Origin of the sequence: Streptomyces sp. P9-A4 (genome assembly GCF_036634195.1) — a bacterium.
Taxonomy (GTDB): Bacteria; Actinomycetota; Actinomycetes; order Streptomycetales; family Streptomycetaceae; genus Streptomyces.
In genome coordinates, this window is sequence record NZ_JAZIFY010000001.1 from 1,378,440 (window position 1) to 1,398,939 (window position 20,500).

General features: G+C 72.8%; 20 protein-coding genes and 1 pseudogene. 13 read left to right on the plus strand and 8 right to left on the minus strand.

What is annotated here, in order from left to right:
- Positions 1–170 precede the first annotated feature (170 nt).
- The 3 genes from hmgA (at position 171) to V4Y03_RS06160 (ending at position 3,592) form a co-directional block, all read left to right on the plus strand.
- A complete protein-coding gene (hmgA, locus tag V4Y03_RS06150; protein ID WP_332434259.1) occupies positions 171–1,493 on the plus strand; it encodes a homogentisate 1,2-dioxygenase in 1,323 nt (440 codons plus the stop codon).
- 40 nt (positions 1,494–1,533) lie between these two features.
- Positions 1,534–2,283, plus strand: coding sequence for a GntR family transcriptional regulator (locus V4Y03_RS06155; protein ID WP_317876363.1), 750 nt, complete (start codon positions 1,534–1,536; stop codon positions 2,281–2,283).
- 76 nt (positions 2,284–2,359) lie between these two features.
- Positions 2,360–3,592, plus strand: a complete 1,233-nt coding sequence (locus tag V4Y03_RS06160; protein WP_332434260.1) for a type ISP restriction/modification enzyme — start codon at positions 2,360–2,362, stop codon at positions 3,590–3,592.
- On the opposite strand, the gene V4Y03_RS06165 is transcribed toward V4Y03_RS06160, so the two are convergent.
- Positions 3,579–4,343: a TetR/AcrR family transcriptional regulator gene (locus V4Y03_RS06165; protein ID WP_332434261.1), complete on the minus strand. Its 765-nt coding sequence runs from the start codon at positions 4,341–4,343 to the stop codon at positions 3,579–3,581. The two genes, V4Y03_RS06160 and V4Y03_RS06165, sit on opposite strands and share 14 nt — an antisense overlap.
- A 62-nt stretch (positions 4,344–4,405) precedes the next feature.
- Between V4Y03_RS06165 and V4Y03_RS06170 the strand changes: the two genes are divergently transcribed.
- The 3 genes from V4Y03_RS06170 (at position 4,406) to V4Y03_RS06180 (ending at position 7,467) form a co-directional block, all read left to right on the plus strand.
- Complete coding sequence (locus tag V4Y03_RS06170) at positions 4,406–5,344, plus strand: ATP-binding cassette domain-containing protein (RefSeq protein ID WP_317878511.1); 939 nt, start codon at positions 4,406–4,408, stop codon at positions 5,342–5,344.
- Entirely contained in the window at positions 5,341–6,120 is a 780-nt protein-coding gene (locus tag V4Y03_RS06175; protein ID WP_332434262.1) for an ABC transporter permease, read from the plus strand. Before V4Y03_RS06170 ends, V4Y03_RS06175 begins: the two co-directional genes overlap by 4 nt.
- 150 nt (positions 6,121–6,270) lie before the next feature.
- A complete protein-coding gene (locus V4Y03_RS06180; RefSeq protein WP_332434263.1) occupies positions 6,271–7,467 on the plus strand; it encodes a CaiB/BaiF CoA transferase family protein in 1,197 nt (398 codons plus the stop codon).
- A 259-nt stretch (positions 7,468–7,726) separates the two neighbouring features.
- On the opposite strand, the gene V4Y03_RS06185 is transcribed toward V4Y03_RS06180, so the two are convergent.
- The gene (locus V4Y03_RS06185; RefSeq protein WP_030212846.1) at positions 7,727–7,999 is read right to left on the minus strand and encodes a hypothetical protein; all 273 of its coding nucleotides are present in this window, start codon (positions 7,997–7,999) and stop codon (positions 7,727–7,729) included.
- 314 nt (positions 8,000–8,313) lie between these two features.
- Here V4Y03_RS06185 and V4Y03_RS06190 point away from each other — a divergent pair, with 314 nt between their 5' ends.
- The gene (locus tag V4Y03_RS06190; RefSeq protein WP_332434264.1) at positions 8,314–9,387 is read left to right on the plus strand and encodes a protein kinase domain-containing protein; all 1,074 of its coding nucleotides are present in this window, start codon (positions 8,314–8,316) and stop codon (positions 9,385–9,387) included.
- Here the strand turns inward: V4Y03_RS06190 and V4Y03_RS06195 are convergent.
- Complete coding sequence (locus V4Y03_RS06195; RefSeq protein ID WP_332434265.1) at positions 9,371–10,177, minus strand: SGNH/GDSL hydrolase family protein; 807 nt, start codon at positions 10,175–10,177, stop codon at positions 9,371–9,373. The two genes, V4Y03_RS06190 and V4Y03_RS06195, sit on opposite strands and share 17 nt — an antisense overlap.
- Positions 10,178–10,816: 639 nt before the next feature.
- On the opposite strand from V4Y03_RS06195, the gene V4Y03_RS06200 reads away from it, so the two are divergent.
- From V4Y03_RS06200 to V4Y03_RS06215, 4 genes and pseudogenes are all read left to right on the plus strand, one after another.
- Complete coding sequence (locus V4Y03_RS06200; protein WP_332434266.1) at positions 10,817–11,647, plus strand: glycosyltransferase family 2 protein; 831 nt, start codon at positions 10,817–10,819, stop codon at positions 11,645–11,647.
- Positions 11,644–12,651 (plus strand): annotated as a pseudogene (locus tag V4Y03_RS06205) (glycosyltransferase family 2 protein); the annotation flags it as partial. The gene V4Y03_RS06200 and the pseudogene V4Y03_RS06205, both read left to right, overlap by 4 nt.
- 248 nt (positions 12,652–12,899) lie before the next feature.
- Positions 12,900–13,664: a polysaccharide deacetylase family protein gene (locus V4Y03_RS06210; RefSeq protein ID WP_332437117.1), complete on the plus strand. Its 765-nt coding sequence runs from the start codon at positions 12,900–12,902 to the stop codon at positions 13,662–13,664.
- Between the two features lie 84 nt (positions 13,665–13,748).
- Positions 13,749–14,867: a DUF5925 domain-containing protein gene (locus V4Y03_RS06215; protein ID WP_332434268.1), complete on the plus strand. Its 1,119-nt coding sequence runs from the start codon at positions 13,749–13,751 to the stop codon at positions 14,865–14,867.
- A gap of 84 nt (positions 14,868–14,951) precedes the next feature.
- On the opposite strand, the gene V4Y03_RS06220 is transcribed toward V4Y03_RS06215, so the two are convergent.
- A complete protein-coding gene (locus V4Y03_RS06220; protein WP_056566107.1) occupies positions 14,952–15,326 on the minus strand; it encodes a GntR family transcriptional regulator in 375 nt (124 codons plus the stop codon).
- A gap of 74 nt (positions 15,327–15,400) precedes the next feature.
- Between V4Y03_RS06220 and V4Y03_RS06225 the strand changes: the two genes are divergently transcribed.
- Complete coding sequence (locus tag V4Y03_RS06225; protein ID WP_332434269.1) at positions 15,401–16,324, plus strand: GNAT family N-acetyltransferase; 924 nt, start codon at positions 15,401–15,403, stop codon at positions 16,322–16,324.
- Positions 16,305–16,784, plus strand: a complete 480-nt coding sequence (locus V4Y03_RS06230; RefSeq protein ID WP_332434270.1) for a DUF402 domain-containing protein — start codon at positions 16,305–16,307, stop codon at positions 16,782–16,784. Before V4Y03_RS06225 ends, V4Y03_RS06230 begins: the two co-directional genes overlap by 20 nt.
- Positions 16,785–16,794: 10 nt before the next feature.
- On the opposite strand, the gene V4Y03_RS06235 is transcribed toward V4Y03_RS06230, so the two are convergent.
- The 4 genes from V4Y03_RS06235 to V4Y03_RS06250 all read right to left on the minus strand — a co-directional run bounded on the left by V4Y03_RS06235 (position 16,795) and on the right by V4Y03_RS06250 (position 20,399).
- On the minus strand, positions 16,795–17,214 hold the full coding sequence (locus tag V4Y03_RS06235; protein ID WP_317875990.1) for a DUF6299 family protein: 420 nt from the start codon (positions 17,212–17,214) through the stop codon (positions 16,795–16,797).
- Between the two features lie 204 nt (positions 17,215–17,418).
- Positions 17,419–18,909: a tripartite tricarboxylate transporter permease gene (locus V4Y03_RS06240; RefSeq protein ID WP_332434271.1), complete on the minus strand. Its 1,491-nt coding sequence runs from the start codon at positions 18,907–18,909 to the stop codon at positions 17,419–17,421.
- Between the two features lie 3 nt (positions 18,910–18,912).
- Positions 18,913–19,419 (minus strand): tripartite tricarboxylate transporter TctB family protein, encoded by a 507-nt coding sequence (locus V4Y03_RS06245; protein WP_332434272.1) that lies wholly within the window; start codon positions 19,417–19,419, stop codon positions 18,913–18,915.
- Positions 19,416–20,399: a Bug family tripartite tricarboxylate transporter substrate binding protein gene (locus V4Y03_RS06250; RefSeq protein ID WP_332434273.1), complete on the minus strand. Its 984-nt coding sequence runs from the start codon at positions 20,397–20,399 to the stop codon at positions 19,416–19,418. Before V4Y03_RS06250 ends, V4Y03_RS06245 begins: the two co-directional genes overlap by 4 nt.
- Positions 20,400–20,500 lie beyond the last annotated feature (101 nt).

Here is a 20,500-nt window from a genome sequence, read left to right on the forward strand (position 1 = left end):
GAGAGTAGAGCATTGTTCATCTTTTTTGACCCCCCTGTGCGGCACCTGATTTCCGCGCACTCGACGGCCACCCGACGACCATCCACGTCGGCCGCCCCGTTGACGGAAGGCGCGCGGAATCCTACGGTCACGCATAGGATTCCCTTGTGGGCTCAGGACAGGAGCGGGCGATGACCACGGAGCAGGCCAGGAAGACGGCCGAGACGCTCGGATACAGCACCGGTTTCGGCAACGAGCACAGCTCGGAGGCGATCCCCGGCGCACTGCCGCACGGCCGCAACTCCCCGCAGCGCGCGCCGCTCGGGCTCTACGCCGAGCAGCTCAGCGGCAGCGCCTTCACCGAGCCGAGGGCGCACAACCGCCGTTCCTGGCTCTACCGGATCCGCCCCTCGGCCGCGCACCCGCCGTTCACCCGGATCGACAACGGCACGCTGCGCGGCACGCCGTTCACCGAGACCGTGCCCGACCCCAACCGGCTGCGCTGGGACCCGCTGCCCGAGCCGGTGCCCGGCACCGACTGGCTGGCCGGCCTGTGGACCCTCGGCGGCAACGGCGACGCGACCCAGCGCACCGGCATGGCCGTCCACCTCTACCACGCCAACGCCGCCATGGAGCGGGTCTTCGGCGACGCGGACGGCGAGCTGCTGATCGTCCCGGAGCGCGGCGGCCTGCTCCTCCGTACCGAACTCGGCCTGCTCGCCGCCCACCCCGGCGAGGTCGCACTGATCCCGCGCGGGGTCCGCTTCCGCGTCGAGCTGCTCGACGAGACCGCCCGCGGCTATGTCTGCGAGAACTTCGGGGCACCGTTCCAGCTCCCCGACCTCGGCCCGATCGGCGCCAACGGCCTCGCCAACGCCCGTGACTTCCGGGCCCCGGTCGCCGCGTACGAGGACGTCGAGGGTCCGGTGGAGGTGGTCAACAAGTACTGCGGCAACCTCTGGTCGGCGACGTACGGCCACTCCCCGCTGGATGTCGTCGCCTGGCACGGCAACCACACCCCGTACGTCTACGACCTGCATCGTTTCAATGTCATCGGGACGATCTCGTACGACCACCCCGATCCGTCGATCTTCACCGTCCTCACCTCGCCCTCCGACACCCCGGGACTCGCGGGCGTGGACTTCGTGGTCTTCGCGCCGCGCTGGCTGGTCGGCGAGGACACGTTCCGTCCGCCGTACTTCCACCGGAACGTGATGAGCGAGTACATGGGCCTGATCGAGGGCGCGTACGACGCGAAGACGGCCGGAAAGGGAGGTTTCGTGCCCGGCGGCGGCTCGCTGCACAACATGATGTCGGCGCATGGCCCCGACCAGGAGACCTTCGACCGGGCCAGCGCCGCCGAGCTGCGGCCGCAGAAGATCGACGACGGCCTCGCCTTCATGTTCGAGACCCGCTGGCCGGTGACCACGACCCCGCAGGCGGCGGAGGCCGACCATCTGCAGCAGGGGTACGACGACGTATGGCAGGGTCTTGAGCGCCACTTTCGGCCGTAGTGTCTCGGCCGTAAGCCCGTAGCCTTCGTACGGAGAACCCGTGACCGCCTTCGCACCCGACTCGCTGGTCCTGAACCGCAAGCTGCCGCTCTGGTACCAGGTCTCGCAGTCGCTGCGCGCCTCGATACTGGGCCGCACGCCCGACGCCTCGCTGCGGCTGCCCACCGAGGAGCAGCTCGCGGCCCACTACGGCGTGAGCGTGCTGACCATGCGCCAGGCCCTCAAGGAGCTGGAGGAGGAGGGCCTGATCAGCCGGCACCGGCGGCGCGGGACCTTCATCGAGCCGGGCGCCCGGCGCTCCACCCCGCGCCGGCTGCTCGGCTCGATCGACGCGATCGTGGCCCAGCAGTCGGGCGAGCTGACGACGGTTCTCGGCCATGGCGCCGCCCCGGTGCCGGGTGAGCTCGCGGAGCACTTCCCCGGTCTGACGGAGATCGTGGCGTACCGGCGGCTGCGGCGCGACGGCGAGAGCGGGGAGCCGACCAACTGGGCGGAGAACGCCGTGCGTCCCGAGCTGGCCGCCGCGATCGACCCGGCCGATCTGGAGCGCTGGCCGATGACGAAGGTTCTGAGGGACGTCGTCGGGGTACGGATCAGCCGCATCACCGACACGGTCGAGGCCCGGCTCGCCGACCCGGAGACCGCCGCCCTGCTCCAGGTCCCGCTGCTGTCGCCGATCCTCCACTACACCGGCGTGACCTACGACGAGGACGGCAGGGTCGTCGACGTGGCCCGCATCCGCTACCGGGGCGACCGCTTCTCCTTCACGGTCACGGTGGAGGCGCACTGACGGGCGGGAGTCCCGGATCGTGGGCCGGCGGCAGAATCCCGCCGACGCTGGAAGCCCACTGAGCGCCCTCGTTAGCATGCGGGGCGTGACGGAAGCTCCCGGAGCGCACGACGCCGACCCGCCCCTCCTCGACAACCTCATGCCGTGGTCCGTCGCGCCGCTGCGCTTCGGCCGCTCGTGGATCGCGGCGCCGGACGTACGGACGCTGCGCGCCCGCTGGGACCGGCTCGCCGCCGCCGAGGGGGACGAGCGGGATGCCCTGTTCCGGCCCAGCCGGGCGCGGACCCCGGCGAGCGCGGTCGCCGCACTGCCCGGGCAGCGGACCGGGACCGCCCGGTGGGCCCGCGAGCCGGGCCCCTGCCCCGAGCCCGTACGGATCGCCCGGGGGCCGTACGAGGAGCAGTGGCTGCTGCCCGACCACCGACTGATCGACACCGCCCGCCCCGAGCTGTGGCGGGTCGCCGGCGCACCGCAGCTCTTCGCGGTCGAGCAGGGGTACGTGCCGGGCGCCGCCGGCCCCGCGCTCCTCGTGACGGCCGCGCTGCCGGAGGGCCGCTCCCCCGCCGGCCGGCCGGGCCGCATCCGGCCGCTCTTCCGGCGCCCCGGTGGCCACGAGCCCAATCTCGCGCCGGGTCTCCTCGCGTTCCTCGGGGAGCGGTACGGGCACGAGGTCGACGCCCACGCGTGGCTGGCGTGGACGGTGGCGGCGGCCCGCCCCTCCCCCGCCGGGTGCCGGGTGCCGCTCCCCGAGGACCCGGAGGTCTGGGCGGCGGGCGTGGCGCTCGGCCGGGACCTCGTCGACGTCCAGGCGCGCGGCGCCCTCAGCGGGACGAGGCCGCGGCTGCCGGGCGGACGCCGCCCGTACGTGCGAGCGGCGGTCCCGGCGCGCCCCAGGACGGTGACGTACGACGAGGGGGACGAGGCGCTGTGCCTCGACGAGGGCCGGATCTCCCCCGTACCGGCGGAGGCCTGGGAGTTCCGGGTCGGCGGGATGCGGGTCCTTGAGCAGTGGTTCGCGCACCGGACCGCCGCGGCGGAGCCGGGCTCGCTGGAGGCGATCGGGCCGGCGGCCTGGCCGCAGGAGTGGACCTCGGAGCTGCTGGAACTGATCACCGTGCTCGCACTGCTCGGCGCGCGGGAGCCGGAGCGCGCCGCGTTCACGACGGGAACGGCGGGAACGGCGGGAAGCGCGACCCGGGAGGAGCTGCGGGCGGCCGGGATCCTGCCCCCGCCCGGCCGGGCCCGCCGCCCCGCGTCCGTACTGGACCATCAGGAGGAAGGCCCGGAGGGGCAGTTCATGCTCCTGTGACGGAACCCGCCGATTCGGCCGAGCCGCCTGCCGCACCCACCTCAGGATCGAACGAGTCCAGGAGGCGCGTGATCGTCAGCGTGAAGACCGCGTCCGCGTCGATCGGGGCGGGTGCCTCGGCGAAGAGCCCCGCGAGGTGCGGGTACCGTCCGCTCGCCAGCTGACTCCCGAGGTAGGCGCCGCGCACCGCCTGCTCCTCCGCCTCGGACCAGGGCAGCCCCCGGGCCCGCTCGGCGATGGCGTGCTCGTTGGCGACGGTGGCCATGACCGTGCCGTTGACCATGGCGATCAGCTGCATCTTCAGCCCGGCGGGGATGCCGAGGGGGGTCAGGCAGGCCAGGCACCACTCCAGGAAGGCCAGGGCGTTCGGGCTGAACCCGTAGGCGGTGGTCATGATCCGGGGCAGCCAGGGGTGCCGGTACATGATCGCGCGGCCCTGGCGGGCGATGCCGGTCATGTCGGCTCGCCAGTCGCCGCTGGGCTCCTCGGGCAGCTGGTACTCGCCGCTGACGGCGTCGACCATCAGCTCGTACAGGTCCTCCTTGCGGGGGACGTAGTTGTAGAGCGACATGGTGCCGCAGCCGAGTTCGGCGGCGATGCGACGCATGGACACCGCGTCGATCCCGTCCGCGTCGGCGATGCGGACGGCCGCGTCCACGATGTCCCGTCGGCTGTACGCCGGTTTGGGGCCTCGGCCCGCGCGCTCGGGCCGCGCCCAGATCACTTCCGGTTCGGCCGCTCGGCCCGCCATGGATCATCACCTCGCCTCCATCGTAGTTACGTACGCCGTACGCAGTGAGGTAGGGTCGCGCCATGACGACTACGTACGCTGTACTTAGTGAAGGTCTGCAGAAGCGGTACGGCGAGGTCCACGCCCTCCGCGGCCTCGACCTCGCCGTCCCCGAGGGCTCCGTCTGCGGCGTCCTCGGACCCAACGGCGCCGGCAAGACCACCGCCGTCCGCGTCCTCACCACCCTCGCCAGGCCCGACGCGGGAAGTGCGCGGGTCGCGGGCCACGACGTGGTGCGCGACCCGGCGGGGGTACGGAAGCGGATCGCGGTGACCGGGCAGTACGCCTCGGTCGACGGCGACCTGACCGGCGCCGAGAACCTGCGCCTCTTCGCCCGGCTGCTGCGCGCGCCGCGCTCCCGCGCCGATGAACTCCTGGAGCGGTTCGGCCTGACCGCGGCCGCCGGGCGGCCCGCCCGCACGTACTCCGGCGGTATGCGGCGCAGGCTCGACCTGGCGGCGAGTCTGCTCGTACCGCCCCGGGTCCTCTTCCTCGACGAGCCCACCACCGGGCTCGATCCGCACAGCCGCAACGACATCTGGGACGCCGTAAGGGAGTTGGCGTCCGAGGGCACGACCGTGCTGCTGACCACGCAGTACCTGGAGGAGGCCGACCAGCTCGCCGACGACATCGTCCTGATCGACGAGGGGCGGGTCGCCCAGCGCGGCACCCCGGCCGAACTCAAGGCCCTCGTCGGCAGCTACGCCGAGGTCGTCGTCGCCCCCGCCTCCCCGCTCGAAGCCGCCGCGGCCGTCCTCGACCAGCTGACCGGTTCGGCGCCGGCCCTGGACCCGGAGCGCCGCACGGTCGGCGCGGTGACCACGGACACCACGCTCACCCTCCCCCGGATCGTCCGCGAGATCGACGCGGCCGGGGTGCTCATCGTCGACGCGTCGCTGCGTCCGCCCACCCTCGACGAGGTGTTCCTGCGCCTCACCGACCGGAAGGAGCTCGCCGCGTGAGCACCGCCCTCGTCCACGACGGGACGGCCGTCCTCGGCCGCCATCTCCGCCGTGTCCTGCACGTACCCGCGATCACCGTGATGACGCAGACGATGCCGATCGTGTTCCTGCTCTTCTTCGGGTACGTGTTCGGCAGCGCGCTCGCCCTGCCCGGCGCGGAGTACCGGTCCCAGCTGGTGCCCGGTCTGCTGGTGGCGACGGCGGCGGGCGGGCTCATGACCGGCATGTTCCAGTCCGCCCAGGACGCGCACCGGGGTGTCATGGACCGCTTCAGGACCATGCCGGTGAGCCGGGCCGCCGTCCCCCTCGGGCAGGCACTGGCCGACCTGGTGGCCAGTGCGGTCGGCACGGTCCCGCTGGTCCTGGTCGGGCTCGCCATGGGCTGGCGGATCGAGGGGACGGCGGCGGAGGCCCTGGCCGCCCTCGGTCTGCTGCTGCTCTTCCGGTTCGCGACGACCTGGGTGGGCATCCTGCTCGGGCTGGCGTCCAAGAGCGAGGAGGCCGCCGGGCAGCTCGGCAGCGCCACCTTCATGCTGCCGCTGCTGTCCAACGCGTACATCCCGACGGACAACCTGCCGGGCTGGCTGCGGACGGTCGCCGAGTGGAACCCGATCTCGGCGGTCACCACGGCGGTCCGGACCCTCCTCGGCAACGCGCCGGTCCCCGCCGACGGGGCCTGGCCGGTGACCCACCCGGTCGCCGGGGCGCTCCTCTGGTCCCTGGGCCTGATCGCCGTCTTCGCCCCGCTCGCGGTACGCCGCTACGCCCGGGGCTGACGGACCGGCCCAGGGCCTGTCGTCAGACTCCCGCCTGCCCCACGACGCCTGGCATGCGCTCCCGCCGCACCGGGCGGGAAGCGGGCCGGGCCCACCGGTGAGATACCCCCTGATGACAAGCACCGCCCCCGCAGGGTAGGCAGGGCTTCCATGAGCACTCAGCCACTCCCCCTCGAAGGCATCACGGTCGTCGCCGTCGAGCAGGCCGTCGCCGCCCCCTTCGCCACCCGGCAGCTCGCCGACCTCGGCGCCCGCGTCGTCAAGGTCGAACGGCCCGACGGCGGGGACTTCGCCCGGGGGTACGACACCGCCGCCCGGGGTCTCGCCTCGCACTTCGTGTGGTGCAACCGCGGCAAGGAGTCCGTGGCGGTCGACCTCAAGGACCCCCGGGGCCTGGCGATCGTCCGGCGGCTGGTGGCCGGCGCGGACGTCTTCGTGCAGAACCTCGCCCAGGGCGCGGCGGCCCGGCTGGGCCTCGACGCCGCCACCCTGTGCGCCGCGCACCCGAGGCTGATCGCGGTGGACGTCTCCGGGTACGGGGCGGAGGGACCGTACGCGCTCAAGCGGGCGTACGACATGCTCGTGCAGTGCGAGGCCGGCCTCGTTTCGGTGACCGGGACGCCGGAGCAGCCGGTCAAGTCCGGGATCCCGGCGGCCGACATCGCGGCCGGCATGTACGCCTTCTCGGGCGTCCTCGCCGCGCTCGTACGGCGCGGCACCACCGGGCGGGGCGGTCCGGTGGAGATCTCGCTGCTCGACTCGCTCGCGGAGTGGATGGGGCACCCGTTGCACCACGGGATGCATGGGGGTACGCCCCCGGCGCGCACGGGGCTCGCGCACGCGGTGATCGCCCCGTACGACGCCTATCCGACGGCCGACGGCGGTCTGGTGCTGCTCTCCGTGCAGAACGACCGGGAGTGGCGGCGGCTCGCCGAACAGGTCCTCGGCCGGCCGGAGCTGGCCGACGCCCCGGACTTCGCGACGAACACGGCGCGGGTGGCCGGGCGCGCGGCGACGGACGCGGTGGTCGCGGAGGCCCTGGCCCCGCTGACGGCACCCGAGGCGCTGGCGCGCCTGGACGCGGCGGGCATCGCCTGCGCCCGGCTCAACTCGGTCGCGGAGCTGGCGGACCACCCGCAGCTGACGGCCCGTGACCGCTGGCGGGAGGTGGAGTCACCGGCCGGGCCGCTGCGCGCGCTGCTGCCGCCGATCGTGTTCCCGGACGCGCCGGAACCACGGATGGACCGGATCCCGGCACTCGGGCAGGACACGGACGGGGTACTCGCCGAGCTGGGTGTGCCGGAGACGGAGGTGGAGGAGCTGAGGAGTGTGGGGGTGATCGCCTGAGACCGGGGGGAGTCACGACGGCGGGTACGAAGGGCCGGTCGGCAGGACGACGGGCCCGGTCGGGCCGGCCTTCGGGTGCGCACCGGTCGGGGGCGCGAACGGGTCTTCCCTCGGGTGCGAACCGACCGTCAGCGGGCACGAAGGAGCGCCGGACGGGCGGGGACACGTCCGGCGCTTTCACTGGCGCCGCGCTTTCGCTCTGCCGGGCAGGGGCGGGCGGGAACCTCGCGGGTACGCGACGGCCCGGCGCGCCCGACCGTCAGCGGCGCGTGCCGAAGAGCGAGCGGCGGAGTCTGCGGAGCGGGGCGAAGAGCGAGACCCGCGCGCTGCGGCTGCGGTGACCGTGCACCGGCGCCTCGTGCGTACGCGTCGTCAGTTCCCGCATCAGCAGCGTCGCCTCGGCCGCCTCGCGCTGGGGCACGGCGGGTCCGCCGAGCACCGCGAGATGGCGGTCGAGCCGCGAACTGGTCGCACTGCTCCCGCAGGTGATGGCAGGCACTCGCGGCCTGCTGCGCATTGCTATCTGTTCCATGTCACTCCCCACCCGTACAAGGGCACCCGACCCAGGGCAGGTTAACCCTATCGCCCCGCCGTGACACCCGTGTATCCCGGCGGCGGGATTCGTCGCACTCGTACGGGGGTTGACGGTCACCGTCCGAATCCATCTGATTCCAGGGCGAGTTGGACAGGCATCGAACACCTGCCGAACCGTCATGAACCATCCTGCCCCCAGGGTGGTCACCGACGGACACCCGGGTCGGTGTGATCTCCGCCACCAAGATCGTCCGAGCGGTTCCGGGCCGAAGGACCGGCGCCCGGAGGACCCTCCTCGGCTACCGTGGATCCATGACGGTGATCGCGGGTCGTTACCGGCTTCTGGACGTCCTCGCCGAGGGGGTGACCGGCACCGTCTGGCGCGCCCTGGACGAGACGGACGGCCACGAGGTGGCCCTCAAGGAGTTCCGGGCCCCGGACGGGCTCCCCGCCGACGAGGCACCCCTGCTGTTCGCTCGGCGGGAGCGCGCGGCGCGGGCCGCCGCCCGGATCTCCCACCCCTCCGTCGTACGGACCCTCGGTGTGGCCACCGAGGACGGCCGGCCGTGGGTCGTGACGGAGCTGGTGCGGGGACTCACCCTCGCCGAGACGCTGGAGGCGGCCGGCCCGCTGTCCCCGCGCGAGGCCGCACGCGTCGGCGCGGAGGTGCTCGGAGCCCTGCGGGCGGCGCGCGAGGCGGGTGTGGCGCACCGGGGCGTGGGGCCGGGGCACGTCCTCCTCGCCAACGACGGGCGGATCGTGGTGACCGGCTTCGGCACCGCCCCCGAGGACGAACCGGGGCCGGAGGGGGACCTGCGCGCCCTGGGGGAACTCCTCGACGCGGCGGCCGGGGCACCGCCGTCGGGCGGCCCGGCCCGCCGGACCCCGGCGGACGACGAGCGCGAAGCACTCGGTGCCGTGATGGAGGGACTGCGGCGCCCCGACACCGGACACCCTCTGACGGCGGACCATGTCGAGCGGGAGCTGCGCCGGGTGGCGGCGGGCGGGGCCCGGGTCGCACGGGCGGAGCCGTACGCGGCGGAGGGCGGGGCCGGCACCTCGGCCGACGGCGGCGGGAACGGGCGCCGGGCGCGGGACGGCGACGAGGGGGACGGCGGAGGCCGGGCGGGTGGGGGCGGCAAGGCCTCGACGCCGGAGGCGGGTGCGGCGGCGTCCCGCGTGACCGGCGCGCCCCGCCGGGGGCCCGTGCTCGTCGCCGGGCTGCTCGGCGCACTGCTGATCGCGGGGGCCCTGACGTATCACCTGGTGGTGGACGACGACGGCCCCGGCACCGGGCCCGGTCCGGGCGGTGTGACGAGCACCGCTCCGGCCGGTCCCGGCGCCACTGACGGCGTGGGCGGCGGTACCGCTACACCGCGTTCCTGAAGCTCGGCAGGTAGCCGCCGGACTGTCCGGCCGCGGTCGGGTGGTAGGACTCCCCGATGTTGAGCCAGTTGACGCTGTGCAGCCACGAGGAGCTGGAGCAGATCTCGTGGCCGGTGAAGGCCGGGACCACGCTGGAGTAGGTGTAGCCGTGGTTGGCGGCGCGCTTGGCGACGGCGGCGTTGAGGTAGTCGGAGGCGCCGTTGATGGCGGTGCGCTCATTCTCGCTCAGGCCGGCGATGCAGCTGCCGCCCAGCTGGTAGAAGCGCGGGTAGCCGAGGACGACGACATGGGCGGAGGGCGCCTTGTTCCGGATCGCGGTGTAGACGGCGTCGAGCTTCCCGGGGAGCGTGCTGTCCACGTAACTCCTGGCCTGATTCACACGGTCGATACAGGTGGCCTCGGACTGAAGCACACAGGTCGTCATGACGTCGGCGAAACCGGCGTCATTTCCCCCGATCGTGATGGAGACCAGGTCTGTGGCGGCCGAGAGGGGGCCGAGCTGATTCGCGGTCACATCACCCGTTCGGGCGCCCGAGCAGGCGGTGAAGGCGAACGAGGAGGGGGCGTTCGCGTTCTTCCACAGCACCGGGTACGCCTTCGTGGAGCGCTTGCAGTCGCCGCTGGCGCTGTCGTAACTCCCCGAGCCGACACCGGAGGAGTACGAGTCCCCCAGGGCCACGTAGTCGAGTGCGGCGGTCCCGGCGGCCTGAGCGGCGCCCGCCCCGGTGAGGGCGAGGACGGCTCCGAGCAGGAGCGCGGAGGAAAGGGCGGTAAAGCGGGGCAGTCTCATGGAACCTCCCTGTAGCAGGATCTCTGCGTTACCAGGTAGTAGCATCGGATCCGCCTCGCCGGAAGTGTTCATGTCAAAACTGGGGGTGAACGTCTTCCGATCCTCCGTCAGGGACCGTCGAGATCCGGCCACGAGAGGAACCGGAGCCTCCGGTCCCACCGAAGCGGTCGGACGAGAACGCGACACATTCACACAGCAATGCACAGCGGCGTGGTCTTGAATCACCGTTCCCCGCATGCGGACGGATTGATCGAATCCGACCGGTCGTTTAGACATCCGACCGTCGAACCTTCGCCAAACTGCCGAAAACCAGGCCGAAGATGAGGGACTTGCCATACAGTCCCCTTCATCAATACCGTCGTAGACCTCACTCGCACCGGTCCGTCACGCAAAAGCGGCTCAGGGGAGGGCTCTAGCGTCGCTGGTGGTCCCGGGGCGGGGCGCGGTAGGGGGGTGCCGTGCTCGGTGCTCGAACGTGCGCCGAGTCGCGGGTGCCGCGCGGCCAGACATGCCAACTCACCTGTCCCGCAAGGAGATCGCTTCTGTGCGGGTGGGGCGAGAACCCCCCTTTCGAACCGGACACACCATCGGACCGCCCAAGGGGTGGGCGGCCCACCGGACGAGAGGGAAACCGGATCCATGAGCTCGTTCCTGCGCCCGACCGCCACGGGCCAAGAATTGACCGAGCCGAGCCGAATAGCCGCCCAGTACCGCGCGATCACCTCGCATTTGGCGATCACTCCGCCGGTGAGCGTCGTCATTCCCGCGATGAACGAGGCCGAAAATCTTCCGTACGTCTTCAAGACGCTGCCGGAATGGATACACGAAGTCGTCCTCGTCGACGGAAATTCCACCGATGCCACGGTCGACGTCGCCCGTGAACTCCGGCCCGACGTGAAGGTCGTCAAGCAGGTCGGCAAGGGCAAGGGCGACGCGCTGATCAGCGGATTCGCCGCCTGCACCGGCGACATCATCGTCATGGTCGACGCGGACGGCTCCGCCGACGGCCAGGAGATCGTCTCCTATGTCTCCGCCCTCGTCGGCGGCGCCGACTTCGCCAAGGGCTCCCGGTTCGCCAACGGCGGCGGTACGGACGACATGACGACCATCCGCCGACTGGGCAACTGGGCTCTCTGCACCCTCGTCAACCGGAAGTTCGGCGCCCGGTACACCGACCTCTGCTACGGCTACAACGCCTTCTGGCGCCACTGCCTCGACAAGATCACCCTCGACTGCACCGGGTTCGAGATCGAGACCCTCATCAACATCCGGGTCGTCACCGCGGGCCTCAAGGTGCAGGAGGTGCCCAGCCACGAGTACAACCGCATCCACGGCGTCAGCAACCTCAACGCCGTCCGTGACGGCATCCGGGTCCTCAAGGTCATCCTCAAGGAGAAGGCCATCAGCAAGGCGGCCCGCCGCCGGCCCGCGCCGTTCTCGGTGAACGTCCCCCGGGGAGAGGCGTCTTGAGCGACGGCACCTCCCCGTACGGCTTCTCGGTGGTGATCTGCGTCTACACGGAGGATCGCTGGGAGGACATCCTCGCCGCCGTCGACTCCGTACGGAAGCAGTCCCTGCCGGCCCGCGAGACGCTGCTCGTGGTCGACCACAACGAGCGGCTGCTCTCCCGGCTCACCGAGGAGTACGCGGACCGGCCGTCCCCCGCGTCCGGTGCGGAGGTGCGGGTGCTCCCCAACGCGGGCCCCCGCGGCCTGTCCGCCGGCCGCAACACCGGGATCGCCGCCGCCCACGGCGCGTTCGTGGCCTTCCTCGACGACGACGCCGTCGCCGAGCGGGACTGGCTCCACCACTTCTCCGCCGCCTACGACGACCCGCGCGTCATGGCCGTCGGCGGCCGGACCCTGCCCGCCTGGGCGTCGGGCCGCCGGCCGGACTGGTTCCCCGAGGAGTTCGACTGGGTCGTCGGCTGCACCTACCGGGGCCTGCCCCCGGGCCGGGTCCCCGTGCGCAACGTCCTCGGCGGCAACGCCTCCTTCCGCCGTACGGCCTTCGACGCGGCGGGCGGCTTCGCCACCGGCATCGGGCGGGACGGCAGCCGGCGGCCCCTCGGCTGCGAGGAGACCGAACTGTGCATCCGGCTCTCCAAGGCGTTGCCCGAGGCGATCCTCCTCATCGACGACCGGGCGGTCATCCACCACAAGGTGCCCACCGCCCGCGAACGCTTCGGCTACTTCCGCACCCGGGTCTACGCCGAGGGCCTGTCCAAGGCGCTGGTCGCGCGGAGCGTCGGCGCGCAGAAGGGCCTGGAGTCCGAACGGCGCTATACGACACGGGTGTTGCCCGCCGGAGTCCTGCGCGGGGTACGCGACGCACTGCGCGGACGCGAGGGCGGCGCGGGCCGGGCCGGGGCGATCGTCACGGGCGTGACACTGGCGGCGGGCGGCTACGCACTGGGCACACTACGGACGAGACACGGCGGCACCAGGTTCTCGTGGGGGCCGATCGAGGGGGCGGGGGGCGCCCCGACCGACGCCGCTGAGGCCGGGACCGAAGCCGGGACCGAAGCGGGGGCCGGGGCCGGAGCTGGGATCGGGCCCCAGGCCGGGACGGAAGCCGGGGGCGAGGCCAGGGCTGGGACCGAAGCCGGGGGCGAGGCCGGGACCGAAGCCGGGTCCCGGGTCGGGACCGAAGCCGCAGGCCGGACCTCCGGAGTTCGTCCGTGACCGAGTGCGCGGCCCCCAGTCCCCCCGTCCCGGTCCTCATGTACCACGCCGTCTCCCTCGACCCCGCGCCCGCCGCCCTCGGGCTCTCCGTCACCCCCGAGGCCTTCGCCGCGCAGATGGGGGTCGTCGCCGAGCGCGGGTTCACCCCGCTGACCACCGCCGGGCTCGCCGCCGCCTGGCGTTCCGGGGCGCCGTTGCCCGCGCGCCCGCTGCTCGTCACCTTCGACGACGGGTACGAGGGCGTGCACCGGTACGCCCTGCCGGTGCTCGCCGCGCACTCCTTCGCGAGCACCGTCTTCGTCTCCACCGGCTGGCTGCCCGGAAAGCACGGGACCGGTGGCGCCCTCGACACCATGCTCGACTGGGCGCAGGTGCGCGAACTCGCCGACGCGCGGACCGAGATCGGCGGGCACAGCCACACCCACCCGCAGCTCGACCAGCTCGACGCGCGCCGGCTCCGGTTCGAGACGCTGCGCTGCCGGGAGATCGTGGCCGAGGAAGTCGGCACCGCGCCCGCCTCGTTCGCGTACCCCTACGGCTACTCCAGCCGCCGGGTCCGCCGTACCGTCCGGGAGGCGGGTTTCACCCAGGCGCTCGCCGTCGGCAACGCGCTGGCCAGGCGCTGCCAGGGCCCGTACGCCCTGGAGCGGGTGACGGTGCGCCGGTCCACCGGCCTCGCGGAGTTCACCCGGCTCGTCGAGGGCCGGTCGGTCGCGTGGAACTTCGCCGCCGACCGGGCCATGACGAAGGGGTACGCGCTCGCCCGACGCGCCCGGGGCGCGGTCCGGGGCCACTGGATCTGAAGCCCCGGTCGGGCGGCGGGACGCGCAGGGCCGGGGCGGCGTCCCGGCCAAAACCCGGTGCGCGCCCTGTCCGGTTGCCGGATCATGGGCGCCATGGCTGACACCCCACCGGCACCGTCCGAGCCGCAGCGCTCGCTGCCGATCCGGCTGAACATCGACGACAGCGACTCCCCTTCGGACGTCGTCGACGCGCTGTTCCTCGGCCGCTTCGCGACCGGGGAGCAGCCGCACTCGCACAGCACCACCCTGGACCGGGTCAAGCCCGACGCGACGCTGCTCCCGGCCGGAGCCACGGTGCTGCGGGCGGCGAAGGACGACGACCGCAGCGCGCAGCTCTCCGAGGGCGAGGGCTGGACGCTGCTGGTCTCCCGCTGGAACCGGGGTGCGGACGTCACCGTGACGGCCACCGACGCGGACCTCGCGCAGCGGGTCCTGAAGGAGGCCACCGAAGGGGCGAAGGACGAGCCGGAGCCCCAGCCGGAGAACGTGACGATGGGGTTCTGGTACGTGTCGCCCCGGCGCGGCCCGCACCGGACGACCCGGCAGATCAGCGCGGGCACGTGGGACGAGGTCCGGCCCAACTACTCCGCGCCGGTGGCCGAGTCCATGGACCGGCTGATGAAGGTGACGCCCGACTCCATCGCCGGCCGTCTCCTGCTGCTGCACGGCCCGCCGGGCACCGGCAAGACGTCCGCGCTGCGGACCCTGGCCCGGTCCTGGCGGGACTGGTGCCAGGTGGACTGCGTGCTCGATCCGGAGCGGCTCTTCAACGACGTCGGCTACCTCATGGACATCGCCATCGGCGAGGACGAGGGCACGGCCAAGGGCCGCTGGCGGCTGCTGCTCCTGGAGGACTGCGACGAGCTGATCCGGGGCGAGGCGAAGCACACGGCGGGGCAGGCCCTGTCCCGGCTGCTGAACCTGACGGACGGCCTGCTCGGCCAGGGGCGCAACGTCCTGGTCGGGGTCACCACCAACGAGGACCTGGAGCGGCTCCACCCGGCCGTGGTCCGGCCGGGCCGCTGTCTGGCCCGGATCGAGGTCGGGCCGCTGAGCCGGTCCGAGTCGGTGGAGTGGCTGGGGCGCTCGGAGGACGTGCCGCGTGAGGGCGCGACGCTGGCGGAGCTGTTCGCCCTGCGCCGCGGCACGCCCTCGACGGAGCTCCCGGAACCCCGCACGGCGGGGGCGGGCCTGTATCTGTAGACCCGGGCCACAGGTCGTGCCCGCGGGTCCCGTCCTCAGGCCTTCGCCTCAGGTCCTTCGCCTCGGGTCCTTCGCCTCAGGGGCTCAGTTGTCGTAGGCCGCGCGCAGCGCCTCGTTCAGTGCCGCCTCGGCCGCCTCGCGGCTGAGGCCGAGGCGGCGGGCCTCCTCGGCGTACTGGGCGGCGGCGGTGGCGGCCCGGCGGGTCGCCGCGTCCCCCGCGGCGGCGACGAAGGTGCCGTGCCGCCCGCGCGTCTCGATCACCCCGTCCGCCTCCAGCGCCTTGTACGCCTTGGCGACCGTGTTCGCGGCGAGGCCCAGCTGTTCCGCGAGCCCTCGTACCGTCGGCAGCTTGTATCCGACCGGCAGTCTGCCCGACCGGGCCCGCTCCGAGATCTGGGCACGCAGCTGTTCGTACGGAGCGGTGGTGGATTCGTGGTCCACGGCGATGGTGAGTGTCACCCCGCCGATTCTGCCCCCACCCCACCGGAAAATGGGAGGCGGCGGAGCGTGCCCGGCCCGTAGCGTGCGACCACATGACAGTGATCGTCCGTGATGTACGGGCCGAGGACGCCGCGGATTTCGCCCGGGTCCGCCGTGCGGCCATCCCCTTCATGCTCGCGAGCGCCGAGCAGTGCGCGTTCGACTGGGCGCACGCCCATCCGGAGAGCCACGAACGTCCGCTCGTCGCCGTCACGGAGGACGGCGAGGTCATCGGGACGGCGCAGCAGCGGATCGCCCATGACGCCCCGGAGCCCGGGATCGGCTCGGTGAACGTGTACGTGGACCCGGCGCACCTCGGTCGTGGTGCCGGGACGCTGCTGCTGCGCGCCGCCGAGGAGCACCTCGCCGAGCGGGGTGCGCGGACCCTGTACAGCTGGGTCCTGGACGCCCCCGAGAACGTGGCCTGGGCCGGTCGGCGCGGGTACTCCCCCAGCCGTTCCGCGTACTTCCTCCGGCTCGACCTGGCCGCGGCCGGACTGCCGCCGCTCCAGGCGCCGCCCGTCGGTGTGGAGCTGTGTACGGCCGAGGACTTCGCGGCCGATCCGCGACCGCTGTTCGAGCTGGACGCGGTGACGACCGCCGACGAGCCGGGTGACGTGGGGGCGGAGCTGGACGATTACGAGCACTGGCTGGCGACCACCTGGAACCACCCGCTGTTCGACCGGGCGCTGACGACGGTCGCGGTCGTGGACGGCGTACCGGCCGCGTTCAGCGCGGCGCAGACGGACGGTCTGGGCCGGTACAACTCGGGGATGACGGGCACGGCCCCGTCGTTCCGGGGGCGTGGGCTCGCGAAGCTCGCCAAGAACGCGTCGCTGCACCGGGCGCGCGCCGCGGGCTGCGCGGAGGCGTTCACCGGGAACGACACCGGGAACGAGCCGATGCTCGCGATCAACAAGTGGTTCGGTTACGAGGTCTGCGCGCGGGAGGTACGGCATGTCCGGACGATCGGTTGAGGTCACCCTGACGAAGGCGGGCCGGACGAAGATCCGCTACCCGGCCGAGGTGCTCGCGGAGGACGGCGCCCGGCTCTCGGTGCGTGCCCCGTGGGCGGCCGAGGGGGTGCGGGACTTCGGCTTCGTACGGTTCGAGCCGGGCGATGTCTTCGTGGAGCACTACTGGCGCGACCGCTGGTTCACGGTCAAGGAGGTGTGGTCCGCCGAAGGCTCCCTCAAGGGCTGGTACTGCGACATCACCCGGCCGGCCGTGATCGACGGCTCGGGGGTGGTGGTCGAGGACCTGGACCTGGACCTGTGGGTGTCGGCGGACGGGAGCGAGGTGCTGCGGCTCGACGAGGACGAGTTCGCGGCGAGCGGGCTCGCCGCCTCCGACCCGGAGGCGGCGGCGTGTGCCGTGGTGGCCCTGGACGAGCTGGAGGTCCTGGGCCGCGAGGGCCTGGTGGAGCTGTTGCGCTAGCGCGCTCCTGTCAGCTCATTTCGACGGCCGCGTCCTCGGCGGCGAGGGTGCCGGGTTCGGGACGGCCGCTGTCGCCGGTGGTGAGCTGCGTGAGCGCGGCCCGCACCGTGGCCGCGCCGGGCCGGTAGGCGGGATCCTTCACGACGGCGGTGTTGACCCATTCGTGGAGGTGTCCGTCGCAGACGGCCTGGGTGCCGCCGATCCCGGCGGAACGATTCCCCTGGACGAGGGCGGAGCTGACGAAGACGGGTCCCGCACTGTCGTCGAGGCAGTGGTAGGTGCCGGAGAGGGTCACCGTGCCGTCCTCGCCGATGGTGCCGTATCCGTAGACGGAGAGGCCGTCGCCCCCTCCCGCGTGGGCGAGGGGGGCGACGGCCGTGGCGGTGGCGGCCAGCAGGGCGCCTGCGGCGAGGGCGAGTCGGACGCGCATGTGCGGGGGTCCCTTCGGGGTGGGGGATGGCGCTGCCCGCCAGGAATACCGGATTCGGCCGCCGCCCGGCCGAAACTCACCCTATCGGGGGCGAGTTGGGCGAAACCGCCGTGCATATCGTCGTACGGTCACGCCTGCCGAGGCCCGTACCGGCAACCTCGCGACCCGTCCCCGTACGGCAACCGCGCCCCACGACCCGTACGGTCACCGCCCTGCGCGACCCGTGGTCACCTTCCTCAGCAGTGGCCAGGCGAGCAGCAGCGCGACGACCGTGTACACGGTGATCGAGAACGGCGTGTTCACCAGGCCCGCCAGGGAGCCGTCGCTGATCTGCAGGGCGCGGCGCAGCTGCTGTTCGGCGGCCGGGCCGAGGATGACCCCGATGACGGCCGGCAGCACCGGCAGCCCGTACCGCCGCATCCCGAGCCCGATCAGGCCGATGACCAGCAGGATGACCAGGTCCAGCGCCTCGCCGCCCACCGCGTACGCGCCGACGGCGGCGAAGAAGAGGATGCCGGCGTAGAGGTACGGGCGGGGGATGCGCAGCAGCTTGGCCCAGACGGGCGCGAGCGGCAGGTTGAGCGCGAGCAGCAGCACCATGCCGACGAACAGCGAGGCGATGAGCCCCCACACCAGCTCGGGTTCCCGCTCGAACAGCAGCGGGCCGGGCTGGATGCCGTACTGCTGGAACGCGGCCAGCATCACGGCGGCGACCGCCGTCGTCGGCAGTCCCAGGGTCAGCATGGAGACGAGCGTCCCGGCAGCCGAGGCCGAGGCCGCCGACTCCGGACCCGCCACGCCCTCGATGGCACCCTTGCCGAACTCCTCCTTGTGCTTGGAGAGGCGCTTCTCCGTGACGTACGAGAGGAACGTCGGGATCTCCGCGCCGCCGGCCGGGATCGCGCCGAACGGGAAGCCGATGAGGGGGCCGCGCAGCCAGGACTTCCAGGTGCGCTTCACATCGCCCCTGCCCAGCCAGGGGCGGCCGACCGGGATGGCCTCGCCGGTCGAGCGGCGCAGGTGCGCGGCGACCCACAGGGCCTCGCCGATGGCGAAGAGACCGACCGCGACGATGACGACGTCGACGCCGTCGGCGAGCTGGAGCGAACCGAAGGTGAGGCGCTGCTGCCCGGTCATCTGGTCCAGGCCGACCAGGCCGATGGTGAGGCCGATGAGCAGCGAGGCGAGGCCCCGGATGCGGGAGGAGCCGAGGACCGAGGTCACCGCGATGAAGGCGAGGACCATCAGGGCCAGGTAGTCGGGGGCGCCGATGCCGACGGCGAGCGCGGCGACCGTGGGGGCGAGGACGACGAGCAGGACCGTGCCGATCATGCCGCCGGCGAAGTGCCCGACGGCGGCGGCGGCGAGCGCCTGCGCGCCGCGGCCCGCCTTGGCCATCGGGTTGCCCTCGATGGCGGCGACGACGGCCGCGCTCTCCCCCGGGGTGTTGAGGAGGATGGAGGTGGTGGAGCCGCCGAACATGGCCCCGTAGTAGATGCCCGCGAACATGATGAACGCGCCGGTCGGTTCGAGCCCGTAGGTGACCGGGAGCAGCAGGGCCACGGCCATCGCGGGGCCGATGCCGGGCAGGACGCCGATGGCGGTGCCGAGGAGCACGCCGATGGCGGCCCACAGCAGGTTCATCGGGGTGAGGGCGGTCCCGAAGCCGTCGATGAGGGAGTTCAGGGAATCCATGGGTCAGATCACTCCCATCAGCGGACCGCCGGGCAGCGGGACGCCGAGCAGCATGTCGAAGACGACGTAGGTGAGGAGCGAGAGGCAGGCCGCGATCAGCGGGTCGCGGTGGAAGTGGCGGCTGCCGAGGGCGTAGGCCGAACCCCAGAAGAGCAGGGCACCGGAGACGGGGAAGCCGGCGGGTCCGATGAGGACGGCGAAGGCGAGGAAGACTCCGGCGAGGAGGAGGACGGTGCGCCAGTCGGCGGGCTCCGTCAGGTCGACGTCCTCGCCTGCCTCGGCCTCGCCGCGTCCGCCGCGCAGGACGTCGACGGAGAGGAGGACGGCGACGACGAGGAGGCCGCAGCCGACGACGAGGGGGACGGTGGCGGGGCCGACGGGACCTCGGCCGGTGAGGTCGGTGTCGAGGGTGAGGGCGTCGGTGAGGACGAGGACGCCGAGGGCGAACAGCAGGACGCCGACGCCGAGTTCGGAGCGGCCGCGGAGCCAGGAGGGCAGGGTCGGTTTCACAGGCCGAGCTCCTTGAGGACGGAACCGACGCGGCGGTCCTGCTCGGTGAGGAAGATGCCGAACTCCTCGCCCGGCAGGAAGGCGTCGTTCCAGCCGTGGGTCTTCAGCGACTCGCGCCACTGCGGGGAGTCGTGCAGTTCGGTCACCAGCGCCACGAGCTTCTCGCGCTCGGCGTCGGAGAGGCCGGGCGGGGCGACGATGCCGCGCCAGTTGGTGAACTCGGTGTCGAGGCCGGCCTCGCGGAGGGTGGGGGCGTCGAGGCCGGGGACGCGCTTCGGGCCGGTGACGGCGAGGAGGCGCAGTTCGCCGGCCTTGATCTGGTCGAGGTACTCGCCGACGCCCGAGACGCCGAAGCCGACCTTGTTGCCGAGGATGGAGGCGAGGAGTTCGCCGCCGCCGTCGAAGGGGACGTAGTTGACGTCCTTCGGGGCGATGCCGGCGGCCTGGGCCATCAGCATCGGGGCGAGGTGGTCGGGGCCGCCGGGCGAGGAGCCGCCGCCGACGGGCAGCTTGCCGGGGTCCTTCTTCCAGGCCGCGAGCAGCTCGTGGATCGTCCTGTACGGGGAGTCCTTGCCGACCACGACGATGTCCTGCTCCTCGGTGAGCCGGGCGATCGGGGTGGTGTCGGCGAGGGTTCTGGGGGTCTCGTTGGTGTGGACGGCGCCGACGACGCCGAGGCCCATGGACATGGCGAGACGGCCGTTGCCCCGTTCGCCGACGAGCCGGGTGAGGCCGACGGTGCCGCCCGCGCCGGGCAGGTTGAAGACCTCGATGTCTCCGGTGAGGCCCGCCTCCTCGGCGTTCTTGGCGGCGGTTCGGGCGGTGATGTCGTAGCCGCCGCCGGGGGTGTTGGGGACCATGAAGCGCAGGCCGGGTATCTGCGTACCGGAGTCGGAGCCGCTGCCGGTACTGAGCAGCGGAGGACCCACCAGGACGAGCAGAGCGGCCCCGAGGAGGGCGAAGGGGGTGCGCAACCGCACGTGTGCCGCCTCTCAGGCAGTAGGGAACGGGGGTGTGAGGTGGCCCACATGTTGCCCGCGCGTTAAGAAGCTGTCTCTCTTCCGCAACCAACGGACGTTGT